Raw genomic sequence first — 19,574 nt, 5'->3', positions numbered from 1 at the left:
CGGGTTGTGTAATGCCATGTTCTGCTGAACATGAGGTGAACGGAACAATCCGCCGGGCTTAACTGCCTGGCATTACCACAAGTGGGCTTTTTTTATACTCGCGTCTTCCTCACCCGCTCCGCGTACACCGACAGCGTCTGTTTCAGCACGTCCAGCGTTACCGGCTTGGAAAGACAGCTGTCCATCCCCGACTCCAGACAGCGCTGTTTCTCTTCCGCCAGGGCGTTAGCGGTGACGCCCACCACCGGCAGCGTCAGCCCCAGCTGGCGAATGCGTTGGGTCAGGCGATAGCCATCCATGTTCGGCATGTTCACGTCGCTCAGGACGATGTCGATATGGTTTTTACTCAGCACATTCAGCGCATCCACACCATCGTTCGCGGTCTTGCACTGATAGCCCAGCGAGCCAAGCTGGTCAGCCAGCAGGCGGCGGTTAATCGGATGGTCATCCACCACCAGGATCATCATGTCTTCATTCATCGACTGCACCGATTCCGGTGACGGTAGCGCCGTCGTGCCGTCGGCTGTCTCCATCTCCACACGGTAGATCCGCGCCAGCAGCGCAATCAGTTCGTGCGGCGAGGCCACGCTGTTCACCCATTCACCGTGGGCACGCTCCTGGGCAATGCCAATATGGCGACGGCAGAAGATCACCGCCGCTTTACCCTGCCACGGCTGCGTCAGTTCATCGTCGGTGATGAGCATGTCTTCCGCATCCGGCGTTTGGCCTGTGTAGCGTGCCACGCGAATACCGTGTGTCGTCAGCAGGGATTCCAGATAGGCATACAGCGAGGCATTATTGACCGCTAACCAACAGCGTTTATCACTTAATCCCTCTACCAGCCCGTTGGCCGGAGACTGCGCGGCATACAGCGGAATGCGAATGGTGAACTGGCTACCCATACCGGGTTCGGTATCCACCGAGATATCGCCGTCCATCATGCTGATCAGTTTTTCACAGATCGCCAGCCCCAGACCGGTGCCCTGGAAGTTGCGCTGAACCCCGGTCCCTACCTGGAAGAACGGATCGAAGAGTTTGACCACCTCTTTGGCCGGAATACCGACCCCGGTGTCGCGTACGCGAATGCTCAGATAGTCCCCTGCCCTGGAGACATGCATCACAATGCAGCCCATGTCGGTAAACTTAATGGCGTTGCTGAGCAGGTTGGAGATCACCTGCTGCAGGCGCATCGGATCGCCCTGCAGCGATACCGGCACGTCCGGCTCAATAAAGCAGTACAGCCCCAACTGCTTACGTACCACCAGCGGCAGGTAGTTGGCACTGATATGGTTCATCACCTCGCGCGGTGAGAATTCGCGCGGCTCAATTTTCAGCTGCTCGGACTCAATTTTGGAGAAGTCGAGAATATCGCTGATGATTTTCAACAGCAGGCTGGAGGAGTTATTCATCGCCGTCACCAGACGGTCTACGCCCCGGGGCAGCTCTTTGGTCTGCAGCAGATCGAGGTTACCAATAATACCGTACAGCGGGGTACGCAGCTCGTGGCTGACCGTCGCAAGGAACATCGATTTCGACTGGCTGGCCTGTTCAGCCGACTGGGCCATGTCCTGCAACGACTCTTCCATTTTGACGCGTGCGGAGACATCCACCAGCACGCAGATGGCGACGTTCTCGTTGCGATAGCGCGAGTGCACAAAGCTAATCTGCAAATTGGTGTTGTTGCTGGTGAGCACGTCGACAAAGTTGACCTGCTGTCCGCAGATAATCTGCGTCAGCCGCTGCCGATCCTCGTGGGTCAGCATATTGAGATAGTTATGCGCCAGCTCGTTACTGAGGATGTTAGTCCCATCCAGGGTGCGCAGAATACAGATCCCCACCGGCGCAGAGGCGACAATCTTGCGGTTGAACTGCTCATGCTCCTCGAGGCGCTGAGCATCGATCTCCGCCGGGATAAATATTTTGCGCTCGTACATCCGCGCCAGGGTAAACAGCGCAATCCCCACCAGCACGTTGAGTAGCACCGAGTTGAGGATCAGCATGCGGATACGTTCCAGGACCAGATCCACCGGAACGGAATAGACGATGCTCAGGGACGATGGCGGCAGGCTCTTTTTCAGTACCAGATCGCGGAAACCGGAGGTATAGCCAAACCATGAACGCTCCTGCATCCAGCGAGGGTCAACCTTGAGACGTGTTTCTGGCCCCGCCAGCGAGATAAGGCTGTGGCCATTTTCATCGAGAATGGTTACGCCCATCGGCAGATTGCCGGGGGTGAAAAAGTTCTCCATGCGGATAGTCTGTTCAGTGCCGAGCATCGCCTGCAGGCGGTTTGCCAGATAGACCGGCGTCATGGCATAGAAGTACCCTACCCCTGGACGCGGCCCCTGGCCTATCCAGAACAGGTTGTTGCCGCGCTCATCCTGTGGTGCGTTGCGGTATTTGGTGATCCGTTCGCGCAGGCTTTTCAGGGCGTTCTCGCGATCGACCGGTACGTCACGCAGGCCAAAATTGGCCATACAGAGATTTTCGCTGCCAATCAGAAAGACCCGGTTCAGATCGTACGCTGCCGAGAAGTTATCGCGCCAGTAGCGCATAAACCAGGCCAGCGACGCCAGCGAACCCCGCCATGCCGGCCCCATAACAGAACAGTCAGAATCGGGGAACAGCGGCTCAAAGTTGGGCACCTCGGTTTTACTGTCGCGTCCGCGGGTGGCCAGTACGCCGTTTTCTGCCGTCAGCCGGTTCTCCGCGATGTACTTGAGTTCCTTCATGACGTCTGCGGTGCGCTGAATGTAGCGCTGGGACTGTTCGTAGCTAAGGTTGAACTCCTGGCGGATCTCCGACTCCTTCTGGTGCAGCGCATTGACGATGTAAAACACCGAAAACAGGGCGATCAACACCCAAATCAGGAGCGCCAGCGCCCGGAACAGATAGCGAGAAACTTTCAGCGTGGTTCGAAAGGAGACGAGGTATTTCAAGGGGGCGAGGCTCCGCCATCAGGGTCAAAAGGAATGGGCTTTAAGGTAGCGGTAAACGCGCATAGTCGCAATGTTCGGTTGTCTGCAATTGCGTGTACCGGCAAAAGAAAAGGGCCGGAGACCGGCCCTTTATCGTCAGGAGACATTACTCTTCAGCGTCATCCGCTGCATCGTCGTCAGTATCCGCTTCCGGTGCGATCTCATCGTCACCTTCTGCTACGCTGCCGTCGATGGAGTCGAGCTCTTCGTCATCCACTGGCTCAGCGACGCGCTGCAGACCCACCACGTTCTCATCTTCCGCGGTACGGATGAGGATCACGCCCTGGGTGTTACGGCCTACCACGCTGATCTCGGACACGCGAGTACGCACCAGCGTACCGGCATCGGTGATCATCATGATCTGGTCGGTATCATCAACCTGAACCGCGCCAACCACGGAGCCGTTACGCTCGGTCACTTTGATCGAGATAACGCCCTGGGTGCCGCGGGACTTGGTTGGATACTCGTCCTGGGCGGTACGTTTACCGTAGCCGTTCTGCGTGACGGTCAGGATTGCGCCTTCGCCACGCGGAACAATCAGGGAGACAACGCTGTCTTCGCCCGCCAGTTTGATGCCGCGAACACCGGTCGCTGTACGACCCATGGCGCGCACTGCGCTCTCTTTGAAGCGCACCACTTTACCGGCGGCAGAGAACAGCATCACTTCGTCGGAACCGGAGGTCAGATCCACACCAATCAGTTCGTCGCCTTCGTTCAGGTTGACGGCGATAATACCGGCAGAACGTGGACGGCTGAACTCGGTCAGGGCGGTCTTCTTCACCGTACCGCTGGCGGTTGCCATAAAGACGTTCACGCCTTCTGCGTACTCGCGAACCGGCAGAATGGCGGTGATACGCTCGTTCTGCTCCAGCGGCAGCAGGTTGACGATTGGACGTCCACGTGCGCCACGGCTCGCTTCCGGCAGCTGATAGACCTTCATCCAGTACAGACGGCCACGGCTTGAGAAGCAGAGGATGGTGTCATGGGTGTTGGCCACCAGCAGGCGGTCGATAAAGTCTTCTTCTTTAATACGTGCCGCTGACTTGCCCTTACCGCCACGACGCTGTGCTTCGTAGTCGGTTAACGGCTGGTACTTCACGTAGCCCTGGTGAGACAGGGTCACAACAACGTCTTCCTGGTTGATCAGGTCTTCGATGTTGATATCAGCGGTATTGGCCGTGATTTCAGTGCGACGCTCATCGCCGAACTGATCGCGAACCAGCGCCAGCTCTTCGCGGATCACTTCCATCAGACGATCGGCGCTGCCGAGGATATGCAGCAGCTCGGCAATCTGTTCCAGCAGCTCTTTGTACTCGTCGAGCAATTTTTCGTGCTCAAGGCCGGTCAGTTTCTGCAGACGCAGATCCAGAATCGCCTGAGCCTGCTGCTCGGTCAGATAGTACTGGCCATCACGCACGCCGAACTCGGGTTCCAGCCACTCTGGACGCGCAGCGTCATCGCCCGCACGTTCCAGCATTGCTGAGACATTACCCAGCGCCCATGGCTGAGCCACTAACGCCGCTTTCGCTTCCGCAGGGGTTGGCGCACGGCGAATTAACTCGATGATCGGATCGATGTTCGCCAGCGCAACGGCCAGCGCTTCAAGGATGTGCGCACGATCGCGGGCTTTACGCAGTTCGAAAATGGTACGGCGAGTCACCACTTCACGGCGGTGACGCACGAACGCGCTCAGAATGTCTTTCAGGTTCATGATCTTCGGCTGACCATGGTGCAGCGCAACCATGTTGATCCCGAAGGAGACCTGAAGCTGAGTCAGGGAGTAGAGGTTGTTCAGTACCACTTCCCCTACCGCGTCACGTTTGATTTCAATCACGATACGCATGCCGTCTTTGTCAGACTCATCACGCAGCGCGCTGATACCTTCAATGCGTTTCTCTTTAACCAGCTCGGCAATCTTCTCGATCAGGCGCGCTTTGTTCACCTGATACGGTATTTCGTGGACGATGATGGTCTCACGGCCGGTTTTGGCGTCGGCTTCGACTTCTGCGCGGGCACGAATATAGATCTTGCCGCGACCGGTACGGTACGCTTCTTCAATGCCGCGACGGCCATTAATGATGGCGGCGGTCGGGAAGTCCGGGCCGGGGATGTGTTCCATCAGCCCTTCAATGCTGATGTCTTCATCGTCGATATAGGCCAGGCAACCGTTGATCACTTCCGTGATGTTGTGCGGCGGAATGTTAGTCGCCATACCTACTGCGATACCGGACGCACCGTTTACCAGCAGGTTAGGGATCTTGGTTGGCATCACATCGGGAATGCGCTCGGTGCCGTCGTAGTTATCGACGAAATCAACGGTCTCTTTTTCCAGGTCGGCCATCAGCTCGTGGGCGATTTTCGACATACGGATTTCCGTATAACGCATCGCCGCCGCGGAGTCACCATCGACCGAACCAAAGTTACCCTGACCATCTACCAGCATGTAACGCAAGGAGAATGGCTGCGCCATACGGACGATGGTGTCGTACACGGCGGTATCACCATGCGGGTGATATTTACCGATTACGTCACCAACGACACGGGCAGATTTTTTGTAGGCTTTATTCCAGTCATTGCCCAATACGTTCATGGCGTATAGTACGCGACGGTGTACCGGCTTAAGTCCATCGCGGACATCCGGCAGCGCACGGCCAACAATGACCGACATCGCATAATCCAGATAGGAGCTCTTCAGCTCTTCCTCGATGTTAACCGGTGTAATTTCTCTCGCAAGGTCGCTCATCTAACCGCTATCCCTCTACTGTATCCCGGATTCAAAGGTCGGAAATTATAACACACCCGCTTAGGTTTAAACTAATTTGCTTTGTTATCCTGATATACTTCCTCGTCTTTAAATTACGGAGTAAAAGCGTCCATGAATGCGGAAAAATCCCCGGTGGCTCCCAACGTTGACCATGAAGAGATCGCCAAATTCGAAGCCGTCGCCTCGCGCTGGTGGGATCTTGAAGGTGAGTTTAAACCCCTGCACCGCATTAACCCCCTGCGTCTGGGCTATATCGCGGAACGCTCCGGCGGCCTGTTCGGTAAAAAGGTGCTCGATGTAGGCTGCGGCGGCGGTATCCTGGCAGAGAGTATGGCGCGCGAAGGCGCTACCGTGACCGGGCTGGATATGGGCTTCGAGCCGCTACAGGTGGCGCGACTGCATGCGCTGGAAAGCGGTATTCAGGTGGAGTACGTGCAGGAAACGGTTGAAGAACACGCCGCGAAGTTTGCCCAACAGTATGACGTCGTCACCTGCATGGAGATGCTGGAGCACGTGCCCGACCCGCAATCGGTGGTGAACGCCTGCGCAAAACTCGTTAAACCGGGCGGCCAGGTGTTCTTCTCCACCATCAACCGCAACGGCAAGGCGTGGCTGATGGCCGTGGTCGGCGCAGAATACGTGCTGCGGATGGTGCCAAAAGGCACCCACGATGTGAAAAAATTCATCAAACCGGCAGAGTTGTTGAGCTGGGTCGATGGCACCTCCCTGAAAGAGCAGCACATGACCGGTCTGCACTACAATCCTCTGACCGACAAGTTCAAACTGGCGCCAGGCGTGGACGTTAACTACATGCTCCATACCACCGCCAAAAAAGACTAAGGTTATCTACTCTTTTTCTAAGAATGCGCAGCAGTTTGTTGCGCATTTTTGACCACCCGTTGAAGAAATCAGCAGTCGATCAATTTTTCATTTTTTTTTCTACATTATTGACATCACGTCCAGGCCTTACGGTACGAGGACTTACGCTTTTTTACTCTTTCACAACCTCAATTTAACCTCAAAATCAACTCTTGTACTGAAAAGAATCCTTACTAGAATACTCACCATCTTGCGTTATCCTTATCGTAAAACCCCTATATGTAGTATTTATCCACAGAGGTCTGTGGATAAGCGGGGGATATTTTCTTTTTTCACGGACAGGTAAAAACCCACATGAATCAGAGTCTGCTGGTGACAAAGCGCGACGGTGCTACCGAGCGTATCAATCTGGACAAAATCCATCGTGTTCTCGACTGGGCAGCAGAAGGACTGAATAACGTATCCATTTCTCAGGTGGAACTGCGCTCCCATATCCAGTTCTATGACGGCATCAAAACGTCTGATATCCACGAAACCATTATCAAAGCCGCGGCGGATCTGATCTCCCGTGAAGCACCGGATTATCAGTACCTCGCAGCCCGTCTGGCCATTTTCCACCTGCGTAAAAAAGCCTACGGCCAGTTTGAGCCGCCAGCGTTGTTCGATCATGTGGTGAAGATGGTAGAGCTGGGCAAATACGACACGCATCTGCTGGAAGACTACACGGAAGAAGAGTTCAAGCAGATGGACGGGTTTATCGATCACTGGCGTGATATGAACTTCTCCTACGCCGCGGTGAAGCAGCTGGAAGGGAAATACCTGGTCCAGAACCGTGTGACCGGCGAAATCTACGAGAGCGCCCAGTTCCTCTACATTCTGGTGGCCGCCTGCCTGTTCTCTAACTATCCGCGTGCTACCCGTCTGGAATACGTGAAGCGTTTCTACGATGCGGTTTCCACCTTCAAGATTTCTCTGCCGACGCCGATCATGTCCGGCGTGCGCACCCCTACCCGTCAGTTCAGCTCCTGCGTACTGATCGAGTGTGGCGATAGCCTGGACTCCATTAACGCCACCTCCAGCGCCATTGTGAAATACGTTTCCCAACGCGCCGGTATCGGGATTAACGCCGGTCGCATCCGTGCGCTGGGCAGCCCGATTCGCGGCGGTGAAGCGTTCCACACCGGCTGTATTCCGTTCTACAAACACTTCCAGACTGCGGTGAAATCCTGCTCTCAGGGCGGCGTACGCGGTGGCGCAGCCACCCTGTTCTACCCGATGTGGCATCTGGAAGTCGAAAGCCTGCTGGTACTGAAAAACAACCGTGGCGTGGAAGGTAACCGCGTACGTCACATGGATTACGGCGTTCAGATCAACAAGCTGATGTACACCCGTCTGCTGAAAGGCGGCGACATCACCCTGTTCAGCCCATCCGACGTCCCGGGCCTGTACGACGCCTTCTTTGCCGATCAGGATGAGTTCGAGCGTCTGTACGTTCAGTATGAAAACGACGACAGCATCCGTAAGCAGCGTGTGAAAGCGGTTGAACTGTTCTCCCTGATGATGCAGGAACGTGCTTCCACGGGCCGTATCTACATCCAGAACGTTGACCACTGCAACACCCACAGCCCGTTCGATCCGGTCGTTGCACCAGTGCGCCAGTCTAACCTGTGCCTGGAGATCGCCCTGCCGACCAAACCGCTGGAAGATGTGAACGACGAAAACGGCGAGATCGCCCTGTGTACGCTCTCTGCGTTCAACCTGGGTGCGATTAATAGCCTGGACGAGCTTGAAGAGCTGGCAGTGCTGGCGGTTCGCGCGCTGGATGCCCTGCTGGACTACCAGGATTACCCAATCCCGGCGGCAAAACGCGGGGCAATGGGTCGTCGTACTCTCGGTATTGGCGTGATCAACTACGCTTACTGGCTGGCGAAAAACGGCAAACGTTACTCCGACGGCAGCGCCAATAACCTGACGCACCAGACCTTCGAAGCCATTCAGTACTACCTGCTGAAAGCTTCTAACGAACTGGCCATCGAACAAGGCGCCTGCCCGTGGTTCAACGAAACCACCTACGCTAAAGGCATTCTGCCGATCGACACCTACAAGAAAGATCTGGACGGGATCGTCAGCGAGCCGCTGCACCTCGACTGGGAAGGCCTGCGCGAGTCGATTAAAACCCACGGCCTGCGTAACTCTACGCTCTCTGCCCTGATGCCGTCCGAGACCTCCTCGCAGATCTCCAACGCCACCAACGGCATCGAGCCGCCGCGCGGTCACGTGAGCATCAAAGCGTCGAAAGACGGGATCCTGCGCCAGGTGGTGCCAGACTACGAGCTGCTGAAAAACAACTACGAGCTGCTGTGGGAAATGCCAAACAACGACGGCTACCTGCAACTGGTGGGCATCATGCAGAAGTTTATCGACCAGTCGATCTCTGCGAACACCAACTACGATCCGTCACGCTTCCCGTCAGGGAAAGTACCGATGCAGCAGCTGCTGAAAGACCTGCTTACCGCCTATAAATTTGGCGTGAAAACCCTGTACTATCAAAACACCCGTGACGGTGCGGAAGATGCGCAGGACGATCTGGTCCCGTCCATTCAGGATGATGGCTGCGAAAGCGGCGCATGTAAGATCTAAGTAATTTTGCCGGGTAGCGTAACGCTTACCCGGCCTACGTTTTTGTAGGCCCGGCCCGCCGGGCAGTACAATCTCAACAGGACACACTCATGGCATACACCACCTTTTCACAGACGAAAAACGACCAGCTCAAAGAGCCGATGTTCTTCGGCCAGCCGGTCAACGTGGCACGCTACGATCAGCAAAAATATGACATCTTCGAAAAGCTGATTGAAAAGCAACTCTCCTTCTTCTGGCGCCCGGAAGAGGTTGACGTTTCCCGCGACCGTATCGATTTCCAGGCTCTGCCGGAACATGAAAAGCATATTTTCCTCAGCAACCTGAAGTATCAGACGCTGCTGGACTCCATCCAGGGCCGTAGCCCGAACGTGGCGCTGCTGCCGCTGATCTCTATCCCGGAGCTGGAAACCTGGGTTGAGACCTGGGCGTTCTCCGAGACGATCCACTCCCGCTCTTATACCCATATCATTCGTAACATCGTCAACGATCCGGCGATTGTGTTTGATGATATCGTCACCAACGATCAGATCCTGAAGCGCGCCGAAGGCATTTCTCACTTCTATGACGACCTGATCGAGATGACCAGCTATTGGCATCTGCTGGGTGAAGGCACGCACACCGTGAACGGCAAAACCGTGACCGTGAATCTGCGTGAGCTGAAGAAAAAGCTCTACCTGTGCCTGATGAGCGTGAACGCGCTGGAAGCGATCCGCTTCTACGTCAGTTTTGCCTGCTCCTTCGCCTTCGCAGAACGCGAGTTGATGGAAGGCAACGCCAAAATCATCCGCCTGATCGCCCGCGATGAAGCCCTGCACCTGACCGGCACCCAGCATATGCTGAACCTGCTGCGCAGCGGCGTGGACGATCCCGAGATGGCCGAAATTGCTGAAGAGTGCAAACAGGAAAGTTACGACCTGTTTGTTCAGGCGGCACAGCAGGAGAAAGAGTGGGCGGAATACCTGTTCCAGGGCGGCTCTATGATCGGCCTGAACAAAGATATTCTCTGCCAGTACGTGGAGTACATCACCAACATCCGTATGCAGGCGGTTGGTCTCGATCTGCCGTTCCAGACCCGCTCCAACCCGATCCCGTGGATCAACACCTGGCTGGTTTCCGATAACGTGCAGGTGGCGCCGCAGGAAGTGGAAGTGAGTTCCTACCTCGTCGGTCAGATTGACTCCGAAGTCAACACTGACGATTTGAGCGATTTCCAGCTCTGATGAGCCGCGTGACGCTTCGTCTTTCTGGCACAGAGCTCCTGTGCCAGGAAGAGCACCCTTCCCTGCTCGTTGCGCTGGAATCTCACCAGATTGAAGTTGAATACCAGTGCCGTGAAGGTTACTGCGGCTCCTGCCGCTGCCGTCTGGTGATAGGCCAGGTCGACTGGATCACCGAGCCGCTGGCCTTCATTAACGAAGGGGAAATTTTGCCCTGCTGCTGCCGGGCAAAAGGGGATATCGAAATCGAAATGTAAGCGCCCTTATCCCCTCTCCCGTGGGAGAGGGTTAAGGTGATGTCTTCGTCTTACCCGACCAACCAAATCTACTTCCGCTGAATAAACTCGACCGCCTTATCCGGGAAGTCGGTAAACAACCCGTCCACACCCGCCTGGTTATACAGCACGTCGTAAAGCTGATTCACGTCCGTCGCATAGTCCGGCAACTGGTCTGCACGCACCGTGTACGGGTGCACCTGCAGCTTGCTGGCATGGGCGTCTTTTACCATCGCCGTCAGCTTAACGTGACCCGGCGTTGAGCCGTCCGCCACCAGCATGTGGTAATCCGGCCCAATACCGTCCGCGTACTGCGCAATTTGCTGCATTGCTCCCGGTTTAAACATCCAGTCGTAGCTGTAGTTGATCCACTTGCCGTCAGGCTGTTTCTCCTGGGTTTCATTCCAGTCGGTATAGGCAATCAGTTGCACCAGATTGAGGTCCATCCCCATCTTCGGCTCCAGCTCGGTTTTGATGCGCTTCAGTTCAGCGGCATCAAAACACTGGAGATAAACCTTGTCCTCTTTGCGGGTGTAGCCGTACTCCTTTAGCACTGCCAGCGTTTTCGCCGCAATATCTTTGCCTTCCTGATGGTGGAACCACGGCGCTTTGATTTCCGGGTAGATACCGATGTTTTTACCGGTGGAGTGGTTCAGCCCCTGAACAAACTCTATTTCCTCTTCGAAAGTGTGAATGCGGAAGTCAGATTTGCCCATCGGGAAACGTCCCGTATAGACCTGCACCTTCTTGCCGTTTTCGATCTCAAAACCTTCGGTAAATTTCAGCGAACGGATTTCCGCCAGCGTAAAGTCGATGGCGTAATAACGGCCATCTTTACGGGCGCGGTCCGGGAAACGTTCCGCCACATCGGTCACGCGATCCAGATAATGATCATGCAGGACAACCAGTTGGTCGTCCTTCGTCATCACCAGATCCTGCTCCAGATAGTCAGCGCCCTGTGCATAGGCCATCGCTTTTGCCGGAAGCGTGTGCTCCGGCAAATAACCGCTCGCGCCACGGTGGGCGATAACAATTTTATCGGCCGCCAGCGCGGAGCCGGTCATCAGCCCCGCCAGCAGCAGGCCAGTCGCTAATTGAGTCAGTTTCAAAGCCCCTCTCCTTATTGACGACGTGCCAGCACTTCAGCGTGGTGACGTTTTTCCCCGATCATGACCACAATCAGCAGCAGTACCGCCAGGACGCTCCCGCCAATCATCACCATAAAGCCGCCGTCCCAGCCGAAGAAGTCAACGGTATAGCCAACAATGGCGCTGGCCGCGACCGAACCGCCCAGATAGCCAAACAGACCGGTAAAGCCCGCCGCTGTCCCTGCCGCTTTTTTCGGTGCCAGCTCCAGGGCGTGCAGGCCAATCAGCATTACCGGGCCATAGATCAGGAAGCCGATGACAATCATGCACGCCATGTCTACGGATGGATTACCCGGCGGGTTGAGCCAGTAAACGATGGTCGCAATGGTCACCAGAGTCATAAAGAAGACGCCCGTCGCACCACGGTTGCCCCGGAAGACTTTGTCCGACATCCAGCCGCATAGAAGCGTGCCCGGGATCCCCGCATACTCATACAGGAAGTAGGCCCAGGAAGATTTATCCAGCGCGAAGTGCTTCACCTCTTTCAGATAGGTTGGCGACCAGTCCAGAATGCCGTAGCGCAGCAGATAAACAAACACGTTTGCCACCGCGATGTACCACAGCAGTTTGTTTGGCAGCACATATTTCATGAAGATCTGTTTTGCCGACAGCTCTTCTTCGTGCTGCTCGCTGTAATCATCGGGATAGTCGTTTTTGTACTCTTCGATCGGCGGCAGGCCACAGGACTGCGGCGTATCACGCATCAGGGCAAAAGCGATAATCGCCACCACGATGGCGCCAAAGGCGGGCATATAGAGCGCCGCTTTCCAGTCGTTGAACCAGGCCATACCGAGCAGGAACAGCAGAGGTGGAATACCGCCGCCGACGTTATGCGCGCAGTTCCACACCGACACGATGCCGCCACGCTCTTTCTGCGACCACCAGTGCACCATGGTGCGTCCACACGGCGGCCAGCCCATCCCCTGGAACCAGCCGCAGAGGAACAGCAGCACAAACATGACCGCAATACTGGAGGTCGCCCAGGGAACGAAGCCCATAAAGAGCATCACCGCTGCCGCCAGAATCAGCCCGGCAGGCAGGAACACGCGCGGATTCGAACGATCCGACACTGACCCCATGATGAACTTGGAAAAACCGTAAGCGATTGAGATCCCGGACAACGCGAACCCCAGATCGCCGCGCGAAAAGCCCTGCTCCACCAGATAGGGCATGGCAAGCGCAAAGTTCTTACGCACCAGGTAATAAGCCGCATACCCGAAGAAAATCCCCAGGAAGATTTGCCAGCGCAGGCGGCGATAAAGCGGATCTATTTCTGCCTCTGGCAGACGCGCCTGATGCGGCGCAGGTTTAAAGATACTGAGCATGACAGCCTCCGTGGCCTTAGAGAAAGTGAGCAGGTGGCTCGCACCTGATTCCAGAGGCGGGGATGTTAAGAAATCACAGCGATTGTTACTGTGAATCAACGCACAGATTGTTACAGAAATATGACAGAATGCGCATAAAGACGCATGGAATGGCGTTTCATTTTCGTATCAGGCGCGTTTATGTTCGAAATCAAACAAACCACAACTTTCATGTGGCTAAATGATAGAAAAACGAACATAGAGGAAAGACGATGACACTTCAGGATCCTCGTTACAGCGATGTGATAATCATCGGCGGTGGCGCAACCGGGGCGGGGATTGCCCGGGACTGTGCGCTGCGGGGCTTAAGCGTTACACTTCTTGAACGCCATGATATCGCGACAGGGGCAACCGGGCGTAATCACGGCCTGCTCCACAGCGGCGCGCGCTATGCGGTCACGGATGCGGAATCCGCACGGGAGTGTATTGCTGAAAACCAGATCCTCAGGCGCATCGCCCGTCACTGCGTTGAACCAACCAATGGTCTGTTTATCACGCTGCCTGAAGATGATCTTTCGTTTCAACAAACCTTTATTTCCGCCTGTACCGCAGCCGGGATCGCTGCTGAAGCGATTGACCCTGCGCAGGCCCGCCGTATAGAACCCGCCGTAAACCCTGCCCTGATCGGCGCAGTTACGGTCCCGGACGGCACGGTGGATCCCTTCCGGCTGACGGCCGCCAATATGCTGGACGCCCGCGAGCACGGCGCGCGTATCCTGACCGGGCATGAGGTCACCGGGCTAATCCGCGAAGGCAACACCGTTCGCGGCGTGCGGGTATTTGATACGCAATACAAAGAGCACAGCGACCTGTTTGCCGCCGTCGTGGTGAACGCGGCGGGGATCTGGGGTCAGCGCATCGCGGAATATGCCGACCTCTCCGTTCGTATGTTTCCGGCAAAAGGTTCCCTGCTGATCCTCGATCACCGCATCAACAACCACGTCATTAACCGCTGCCGTAAACCCTCTGATGCCGATATCCTGGTGCCGGGGGATACCATTTCATTGATTGGCACCACCTCAACCCACGTTGACTACAGCGAAATTGACGCCAACCGGGTGACGGCTGACGAGGTGGATATCCTGCTGCGTGAAGGTGAAAAACTGGCACCTGTCATGGCACAAACCCGTATTCTGCGGGCGTATGCCGGCGTTCGCCCGCTGGTGGCCAGCGATGACGATCCGAGTGGACGTAACGTTAGCCGCGGCATTGTGCTGCTCGATCACGCCGAACGTGACGGGATGGAGGGCTTTATCACCATTACCGGCGGCAAGCTGATGACCTATCGCCTGATGGCGCAATGGACCACCGATGCCGTGTGCCGGAAACTGGGCAACACCAAAACGTGCGTCACGGCGGAAAAGCCTCTGCCCGGCTCGCGTGAAGCAACCGAAAAAACCCTGCAAAAAATCATCTCGCTCCCCGCCCCGCTGCGCGGCTCTGCCCTCTATCGTCACGGTGACAGAACACCCGCATGGATTGGCGGAGGGCGGCTTAGCCGCAGCCTGGTGTGCGAGTGTGAGGCGGTGACCGCCGGGGAGGTTCAATACGCCGTGGAGAACCTGACGGTGAACAATCTGCTGGACTTGCGCCGCCGTACCCGCGTCGGCATGGGAACCTGTCAGGGTGAACTGTGCGCCTGCCGGGCAGCAGGGCTGTTACAGCGCTTTCATGTCACTACCTCAGGCCAGTCACTGAGCCAGTTGAGTGAATTTTTAAACGAGCGCTGGAAAGGCATTCAGCCTGTCGCCTGGGGCGATGCCCTGCGTGAAAGCGAGTTTACCCGCTGGGTCTACCAGGGGCTTTGTGGTCTGGAGAAGGAGTCGCAGGATGAAATTTGATACCCTGATTGTCGGCGGTGGCCTGGCGGGTTTGCTCTGCGGCATCAAACTCACGACGCACGGGCTTCGCTGCGCCATCGTTACCCGGGGCCAGAGCGCGCTGCATTTCTCGTCCGGCTCGCTGGATCTGTTAGGGCCGATGGCCTTTGACGATTTGCCTCCAGCGCACCCGTACCGCCTTACGGGCGTCGAAAACGTTATACGCTACGCCAGGGAAGCGGAAACGCTGCTGGCACGCAGCGGCGCGGGCTTACAGGGCAACGCGCAGCAAAATCATCAGCGTGTGACCCCACTTGGCACCCTGCGATCTGCCTGGCTCAGCCCGGAAGAGGTTCCCGTCGCCCCCTTCGACGCGAAGCGTGTGCTGGTGGTCGGGATCAGCGGTTTTCTTGATTTCCAGCCGCACCTGGCCGCCGCCTCGCTGAGCCAGCGGGGGATTAACGTCGATGCCGCTGAGATCGACCTTCCTGAACTCGACGTACTGCGTGACAACCCCAGCGAGTTTCGTGCGGTGAATATTGCCCGCCTGCTGGATCATGAAGATAAATGGCCGCAACTGTATGAGGCACTCCGGCCGCTCGGCGAAACCTGCGATGCTCTGTTTATGCCGGCCTGTTTCGGCTTAACGGACAATCGCCTCTGGCACTGGCTGTCCGATCGCTTGCCCTGCTCTTTGGGTTTACTGCCGACGCTTCCCCCTTCGGTGCCGGGCATTCGTCTGCATAACCAGCTCCAGCGGCAATTTATTGCCCAGGGTGGCGTATGGATGGCAGGCGACGAGGTCAAAAAAATCACGCTGGCGCAGGGCGCGGTAAGCGAAATCTGGACCCGTAACCACGGCGATATTCCGTTGCGCGCCCGCCATACGGTGCTCGCCAGCGGCAGTTTCTTCAGCAACGGCTTGTTGAGCAGCCGGGACGGCATCCGCGAGGCCATCCTCGGGCTGGATGTTCGTCAAAGCGCCTCGCGTGCAGACTGGTACCAGAGTGATTTCTTCACGCCGCAGCCCTGGCAACAGTTCGGGGTGATCGTCGATGAACGTCTGCGTCCTCAACTCTCCGGTACACCCGTTGAAAATCTCTACGCCATCGGCTCGATTCTGGGCGGCTACGATCCTATTGCCCAGGGTTGCGGCGGCGGCGTATGCGCGATAACGGCACTGCATGTCGCCGGGCAGATTATCCACAGCATGGAGGCCGAACAATGAACGACACCCGCTTTGAAAGCTGCATTAAATGCACGGTCTGCACCACGGTCTGCCCGGTCAGCGGCGTAAACCCGCAATACCCGGGGCCGAAGCAGGCCGGTCCAGACGGGGAGCGCCTGCGCCTGAAGGACGGCGCGCTGTACGATGAAGCACTGAAATACTGCATCAACTGCAAGCGCTGCGAAGTGGCTTGCCCGTCAGATGTCAAAATCGGCGATATCATTCAGCGTGCCCGCGCGCGTTATAGCACCCAAAAACCGACGTTGCGTGATGCCATCCTCAGCCATACCGACCTGATGGGCACTGTTTCAACGCCGTTCGCCCCGCTGGTGAACGCTGCGACCTCGCTGAAACCGGTACGCAAGCTGCTGGATGCCACCCTGAAAATCGACCACCGTCGCAGTCTGCCGAAATATTCTCAGGGGACGTTTCGCGGCTGGTACAAATCCGTGGCGGCGGAACAGGCGCAGTTTAGCGATCAGGTGGCTTTCTTCCACGGCTGCTACGTGAATTACAATCACCCTCAGTTGGCAAAAGATCTGCTCAACGTCCTGAATGCGATGGGCACTGGCGTACAGCTACTGAATAAAGAGAAGTGTTGCGGTGTGCCGCTAATTGCCAACGGCTTCACGGATAAAGCGCGCAAGCAGGCGATCAGCAATGTCGCCGCCTTGCGCGAAGCCATTGTCGGAAAAGGGATCCCGGTGCTCGCCACGTCGTCTACCTGCACCTTCACGCTGCGGGATGAATATCCGCATCTTCTGGATGTGGAGAACACCGACCTGCGCGACCATATTGAACTGGCGACTCGCTTCCTGTGGCGCAAGCTGGACAGTGGACAGACCCTGCCACTGAAACCATTGCCATTGAACGTGGTTTATCACACGCCCTGTCATATGGAAAAAATGGGCTGGTCGCTGTATACGCTGGAATTGCTACGGCTGATACCGGGGCTGACGTTGACGGTGCTGGATTCGCGCTGCTGCGGCATCGCGGGCACCTACGGGTTTAAGCGAGAAAACTACCCCACCTCGCAGGCGATTGGCGCGCCGCTGTTCCGTCAGATTGAAGAGAGCGGCGCAGATATCGTGGTGACGGACTGCGAAACCTGCAAATGGCAGATTGAAATGTCCACCCGCAAACGTTGCGAGCATCCCATTACCTTACTGGCAAAGGCGCTGGGCTAGAGGTTGCCGGGGTGTCCGCCCCGGCAGATTCATCACTCGACAAACACCGACTCAACAACGTTGATCCAGCCGTGTTCGCTGGCGACCTCTTTCCCGTTCAGCCAGCGGCGCAGCATGTTGAGCGCCATCATGGCGCACACCTCCTGACGCACCGCCACACTGTGACGGGTGACACTCATTTTCACCCGCAGCGCGTGTGTGCCTTCCGGCGTCGCCAGCGCAAAGTTAAGGTGCTCGTCATCCACGCCACCGATAGCCAGCGCCAGTCCGGCAAAATGTTTCACTCTGCGTTCTGATGCCCAGCGAGCGGTCTGCGCCAGGGTTTCCTGCTGGAACGGCACCACTTCACTGGCCAGCAGCGGCGCGCTGGCGCGTGAAAGCTGTAATGCCAGCAATCCACCGGTAAACTGCTCGCTCAGGGTCACGCTCAACTGGCGGGACTGCAACTCACGGGCGATCTGCGCTGGCAGCCCTTCGGTCCCCTCAAAAATCAGGCTTTCACCCGCGACACGCTGCACTTCCGGCCACAGCGCCAGCATGGCGGCTTTCTCTGTTGCCGGGCCGGTGAGCTTAAGCTCGATAATCGGCATCGAGGAGCGATAGCCCATCGACACGCCCGGCGGGAGTTGCAGGTGATCCAGGCTCTGGGCCAGATCGCTTTCAGAGCGGCCAAAAGTGGTCAGGCGCAGACACAGAGGCGGCTCCGGCAGGGTAAAACGCTGACGAAGGCGCGGCAGGATCTGCTGCTCAACCATCACTTTGAATTCAGACGGCACGCCCGGCGTGAAGAACATCAGGCAGCGGTTGAGTTGAATGGCAAACCCGCAGGCGGTGCCAACCGGGTTATCAACCAGTTCGGCACTGGCGGGGATCTCAGCCTGTTTGCGGTTGCTCGGGGCCATGACGCGGCCACGATCGGAGAAAAAGCGCTCCATCTGTGCCAGCCACTCTTCATGCATCACCAGCCCTTCGCCTTTCGCTGTCGCGGCGGCCAGAGCGCTGAGATCGTCGCTGGTCGGGCCGAGTCCGCCGTTCACAATCAGCACGTCAGCCTGTTCGCTGCGCTCGCGCAGAATGTTCACCAGTGACTCAAGATTGTCGCCCACCGTATTGCGGCGCGTGAGTGGTAATCCCTGCTCAAAGAATAAATCGGCAAGCCAGGCCGCATTGGTATCAATAATTTGCCCATGCAGCACTTCGTCGCCAGTGGATAACATTTCCACGTTAATCATTGTGTTCTCCCACTTCTATGGTCAAAACACTATAGCGCAATGGTGATGGGTGAAAAGAGAAACTGGCGCAGCAGAGCACTGCGCCGAAATAGATTAGAAGCCCGCGCTCACGCCAACATATGGGCCATCGGCCAGAGCGTTATCGCGATTGCCGTCTTTACCGGCCAGGTTCAGATAACGATAACCGGCTTCAATAGTGATTGGACGCATGATGGTCCAGCGCGCACCGGCGTTGGCTTCTTTATAGCTGTTGATGCCGCTGGAGAGCGAGTCTGGAGAGTAATAGTACTCGCCAAACAGGCCGAAGCTGTCGCCAATCTTCCACTGCAGACCGCCGCCCACCGCCGCGGCGTAACCTTCGTCGCCGTTGTTTGGGTTGGTGTAGATCCCTTTTCCGCCGACAGTGGCCAGGAATGGACCGAGAGGAACGTTCAGACCGAGACCGAGGCTGGCGGCATCGCCATCATCGTCGTTATGGGTCCAGCCACCGGTCATCGCCAGACCGGACGTCTCGGTGCCAAGGCCAAAGCCCAGGTGGGTATAGTCCTTACCCGCCGAGCCGTTAAAAGAGATTGCGTTTGCCGCTGCTGACGCAAACATCAGGCCTAAGCCCAGTAATGCCACTTTTTTCATTGTCGTGATCCCGCGCAATGTGATTAGAATTATTCAAAACCGCGAGATTTTAACGTGAGTCGGCCTGCGATCAACGCTGCGGCGAGATAATAAAAAAATTAGATTGTAACGAGTTGATACTTACAGGTTTTAACAATGTTAAATTCGGAAAAAGCGTTACCCTGAGGATGCCAGCGACGTCAGTTTAACGGCACGGATGCGTTGAATGGCAGCGACGTTGAAAACGAAACGGGAGCCTGGGCTCCCGTTTTTATCGCAGGATGAATGCC

The 19,574-nt window shown here is 56.6% G+C and carries 13 protein-coding genes; 7 read left to right on the top strand and 6 right to left on the bottom strand.

The annotated features are described in order from the left end of the window. Nucleotides 1-92: 92 nt before the first annotated feature. The gene (gene rcsC, locus ACF8PE_RS03760) at nt 93-2,939 is read right to left on the bottom strand and encodes a two-component system sensor histidine kinase RcsC (protein WP_117385277.1); all 2,847 of its coding nucleotides are present in this window, start codon (nt 2,937-2,939) and stop codon (nt 93-95) included. 145 nt (nt 2,940-3,084) lie between these two features. Further along, the gene (gyrA, locus tag ACF8PE_RS03755; protein WP_059307489.1) at nt 3,085-5,721 is read right to left on the bottom strand and encodes a DNA topoisomerase (ATP-hydrolyzing) subunit A; all 2,637 of its coding nucleotides are present in this window, start codon (nt 5,719-5,721) and stop codon (nt 3,085-3,087) included. 132 nt (nt 5,722-5,853) lie between these two features. Here gyrA and ubiG point away from each other — a divergent pair, with 132 nt between their 5' ends. The 4 genes from ubiG to yfaE all read left to right on the top strand — a co-directional run bounded on the left by ubiG (nt 5,854) and on the right by yfaE (nt 10,675). Then, on the top strand, nt 5,854-6,582 hold the full coding sequence (gene ubiG / locus ACF8PE_RS03750) for a bifunctional 2-polyprenyl-6-hydroxyphenol methylase/3-demethylubiquinol 3-O-methyltransferase UbiG (RefSeq protein ID WP_032612719.1): 729 nt from the start codon (nt 5,854-5,856) through the stop codon (nt 6,580-6,582). A gap of 333 nt (nt 6,583-6,915) precedes the next feature. Further along, entirely contained in the window at nt 6,916-9,201 is a 2,286-nt protein-coding gene (gene nrdA / locus ACF8PE_RS03745) for a class 1a ribonucleoside-diphosphate reductase subunit alpha (protein ID WP_032612721.1), read from the top strand. Between the two features lie 89 nt (nt 9,202-9,290). Then, nucleotides 9,291-10,421, top strand: a complete 1,131-nt coding sequence (nrdB, locus tag ACF8PE_RS03740) for a class Ia ribonucleoside-diphosphate reductase subunit beta (protein ID WP_032612723.1) — start codon at nt 9,291-9,293, stop codon at nt 10,419-10,421. Further along, a complete protein-coding gene (gene yfaE / locus ACF8PE_RS03735; protein WP_032612725.1) occupies nt 10,421-10,675 on the top strand; it encodes a class I ribonucleotide reductase maintenance protein YfaE in 255 nt (84 codons plus the stop codon). The genes nrdB and yfaE overlap by 1 nt, the downstream gene beginning before the upstream one ends. Nucleotides 10,676-10,743: 68 nt before the next feature. On the opposite strand, the gene glpQ is transcribed toward yfaE, so the two are convergent. Then, nucleotides 10,744-11,802: a glycerophosphodiester phosphodiesterase gene (glpQ, locus tag ACF8PE_RS03730; protein WP_204231152.1), complete on the bottom strand. Its 1,059-nt coding sequence runs from the start codon at nt 11,800-11,802 to the stop codon at nt 10,744-10,746. Nucleotides 11,803-11,813: 11 nt separating this feature from the next. Next, complete coding sequence (glpT, locus tag ACF8PE_RS03725) at nt 11,814-13,166, bottom strand: glycerol-3-phosphate transporter (RefSeq protein WP_032612729.1); 1,353 nt, start codon at nt 13,164-13,166, stop codon at nt 11,814-11,816. Nucleotides 13,167-13,417: 251 nt separating this feature from the next. On the opposite strand from glpT, the gene glpA reads away from it, so the two are divergent. The 3 genes from glpA to glpC are packed head-to-tail and all read left to right on the top strand — an operon-like array spanning nt 13,418 to nt 17,440. Further along, the gene (gene glpA / locus ACF8PE_RS03720; RefSeq protein WP_392494612.1) at nt 13,418-15,046 is read left to right on the top strand and encodes an anaerobic glycerol-3-phosphate dehydrogenase subunit A; all 1,629 of its coding nucleotides are present in this window, start codon (nt 13,418-13,420) and stop codon (nt 15,044-15,046) included. Beyond that, on the top strand, nt 15,036-16,253 hold the full coding sequence (glpB, locus tag ACF8PE_RS03715) for a glycerol-3-phosphate dehydrogenase subunit GlpB (protein ID WP_059307485.1): 1,218 nt from the start codon (nt 15,036-15,038) through the stop codon (nt 16,251-16,253). The genes glpA and glpB overlap by 11 nt, the downstream gene beginning before the upstream one ends. Further along, nucleotides 16,250-17,440 (top strand): anaerobic glycerol-3-phosphate dehydrogenase subunit GlpC, encoded by a 1,191-nt coding sequence (glpC, locus tag ACF8PE_RS03710; protein ID WP_392494611.1) that lies wholly within the window; start codon nt 16,250-16,252, stop codon nt 17,438-17,440. Before glpB ends, glpC begins: the two co-directional genes overlap by 4 nt. Before the next feature lie 32 nt (nt 17,441-17,472). Here the strand turns inward: glpC and ACF8PE_RS03705 are convergent, their stop codons facing one another. Continuing rightward, nucleotides 17,473-18,672: a nicotinamide mononucleotide deamidase-related protein YfaY gene (locus tag ACF8PE_RS03705; RefSeq protein WP_059307483.1), complete on the bottom strand. Its 1,200-nt coding sequence runs from the start codon at nt 18,670-18,672 to the stop codon at nt 17,473-17,475. Between the two features lie 93 nt (nt 18,673-18,765). Further along, complete coding sequence (locus tag ACF8PE_RS03700; RefSeq protein ID WP_032612739.1) at nt 18,766-19,305, bottom strand: YfaZ family outer membrane protein; 540 nt, start codon at nt 19,303-19,305, stop codon at nt 18,766-18,768. Between the last annotated feature and the right edge of the window lie 269 nt (nt 19,306-19,574).

The organism is Leclercia sp. GLN_9 (assembly GCF_043105735.1).
GTDB lineage: Bacteria > Pseudomonadota > Gammaproteobacteria > Enterobacterales > Enterobacteriaceae > Enterobacter > Enterobacter adecarboxylatus.
Note: the sequence above shows the minus strand (reverse complement) of the source record. Positions and strands in the feature narration are given on the sequence as shown.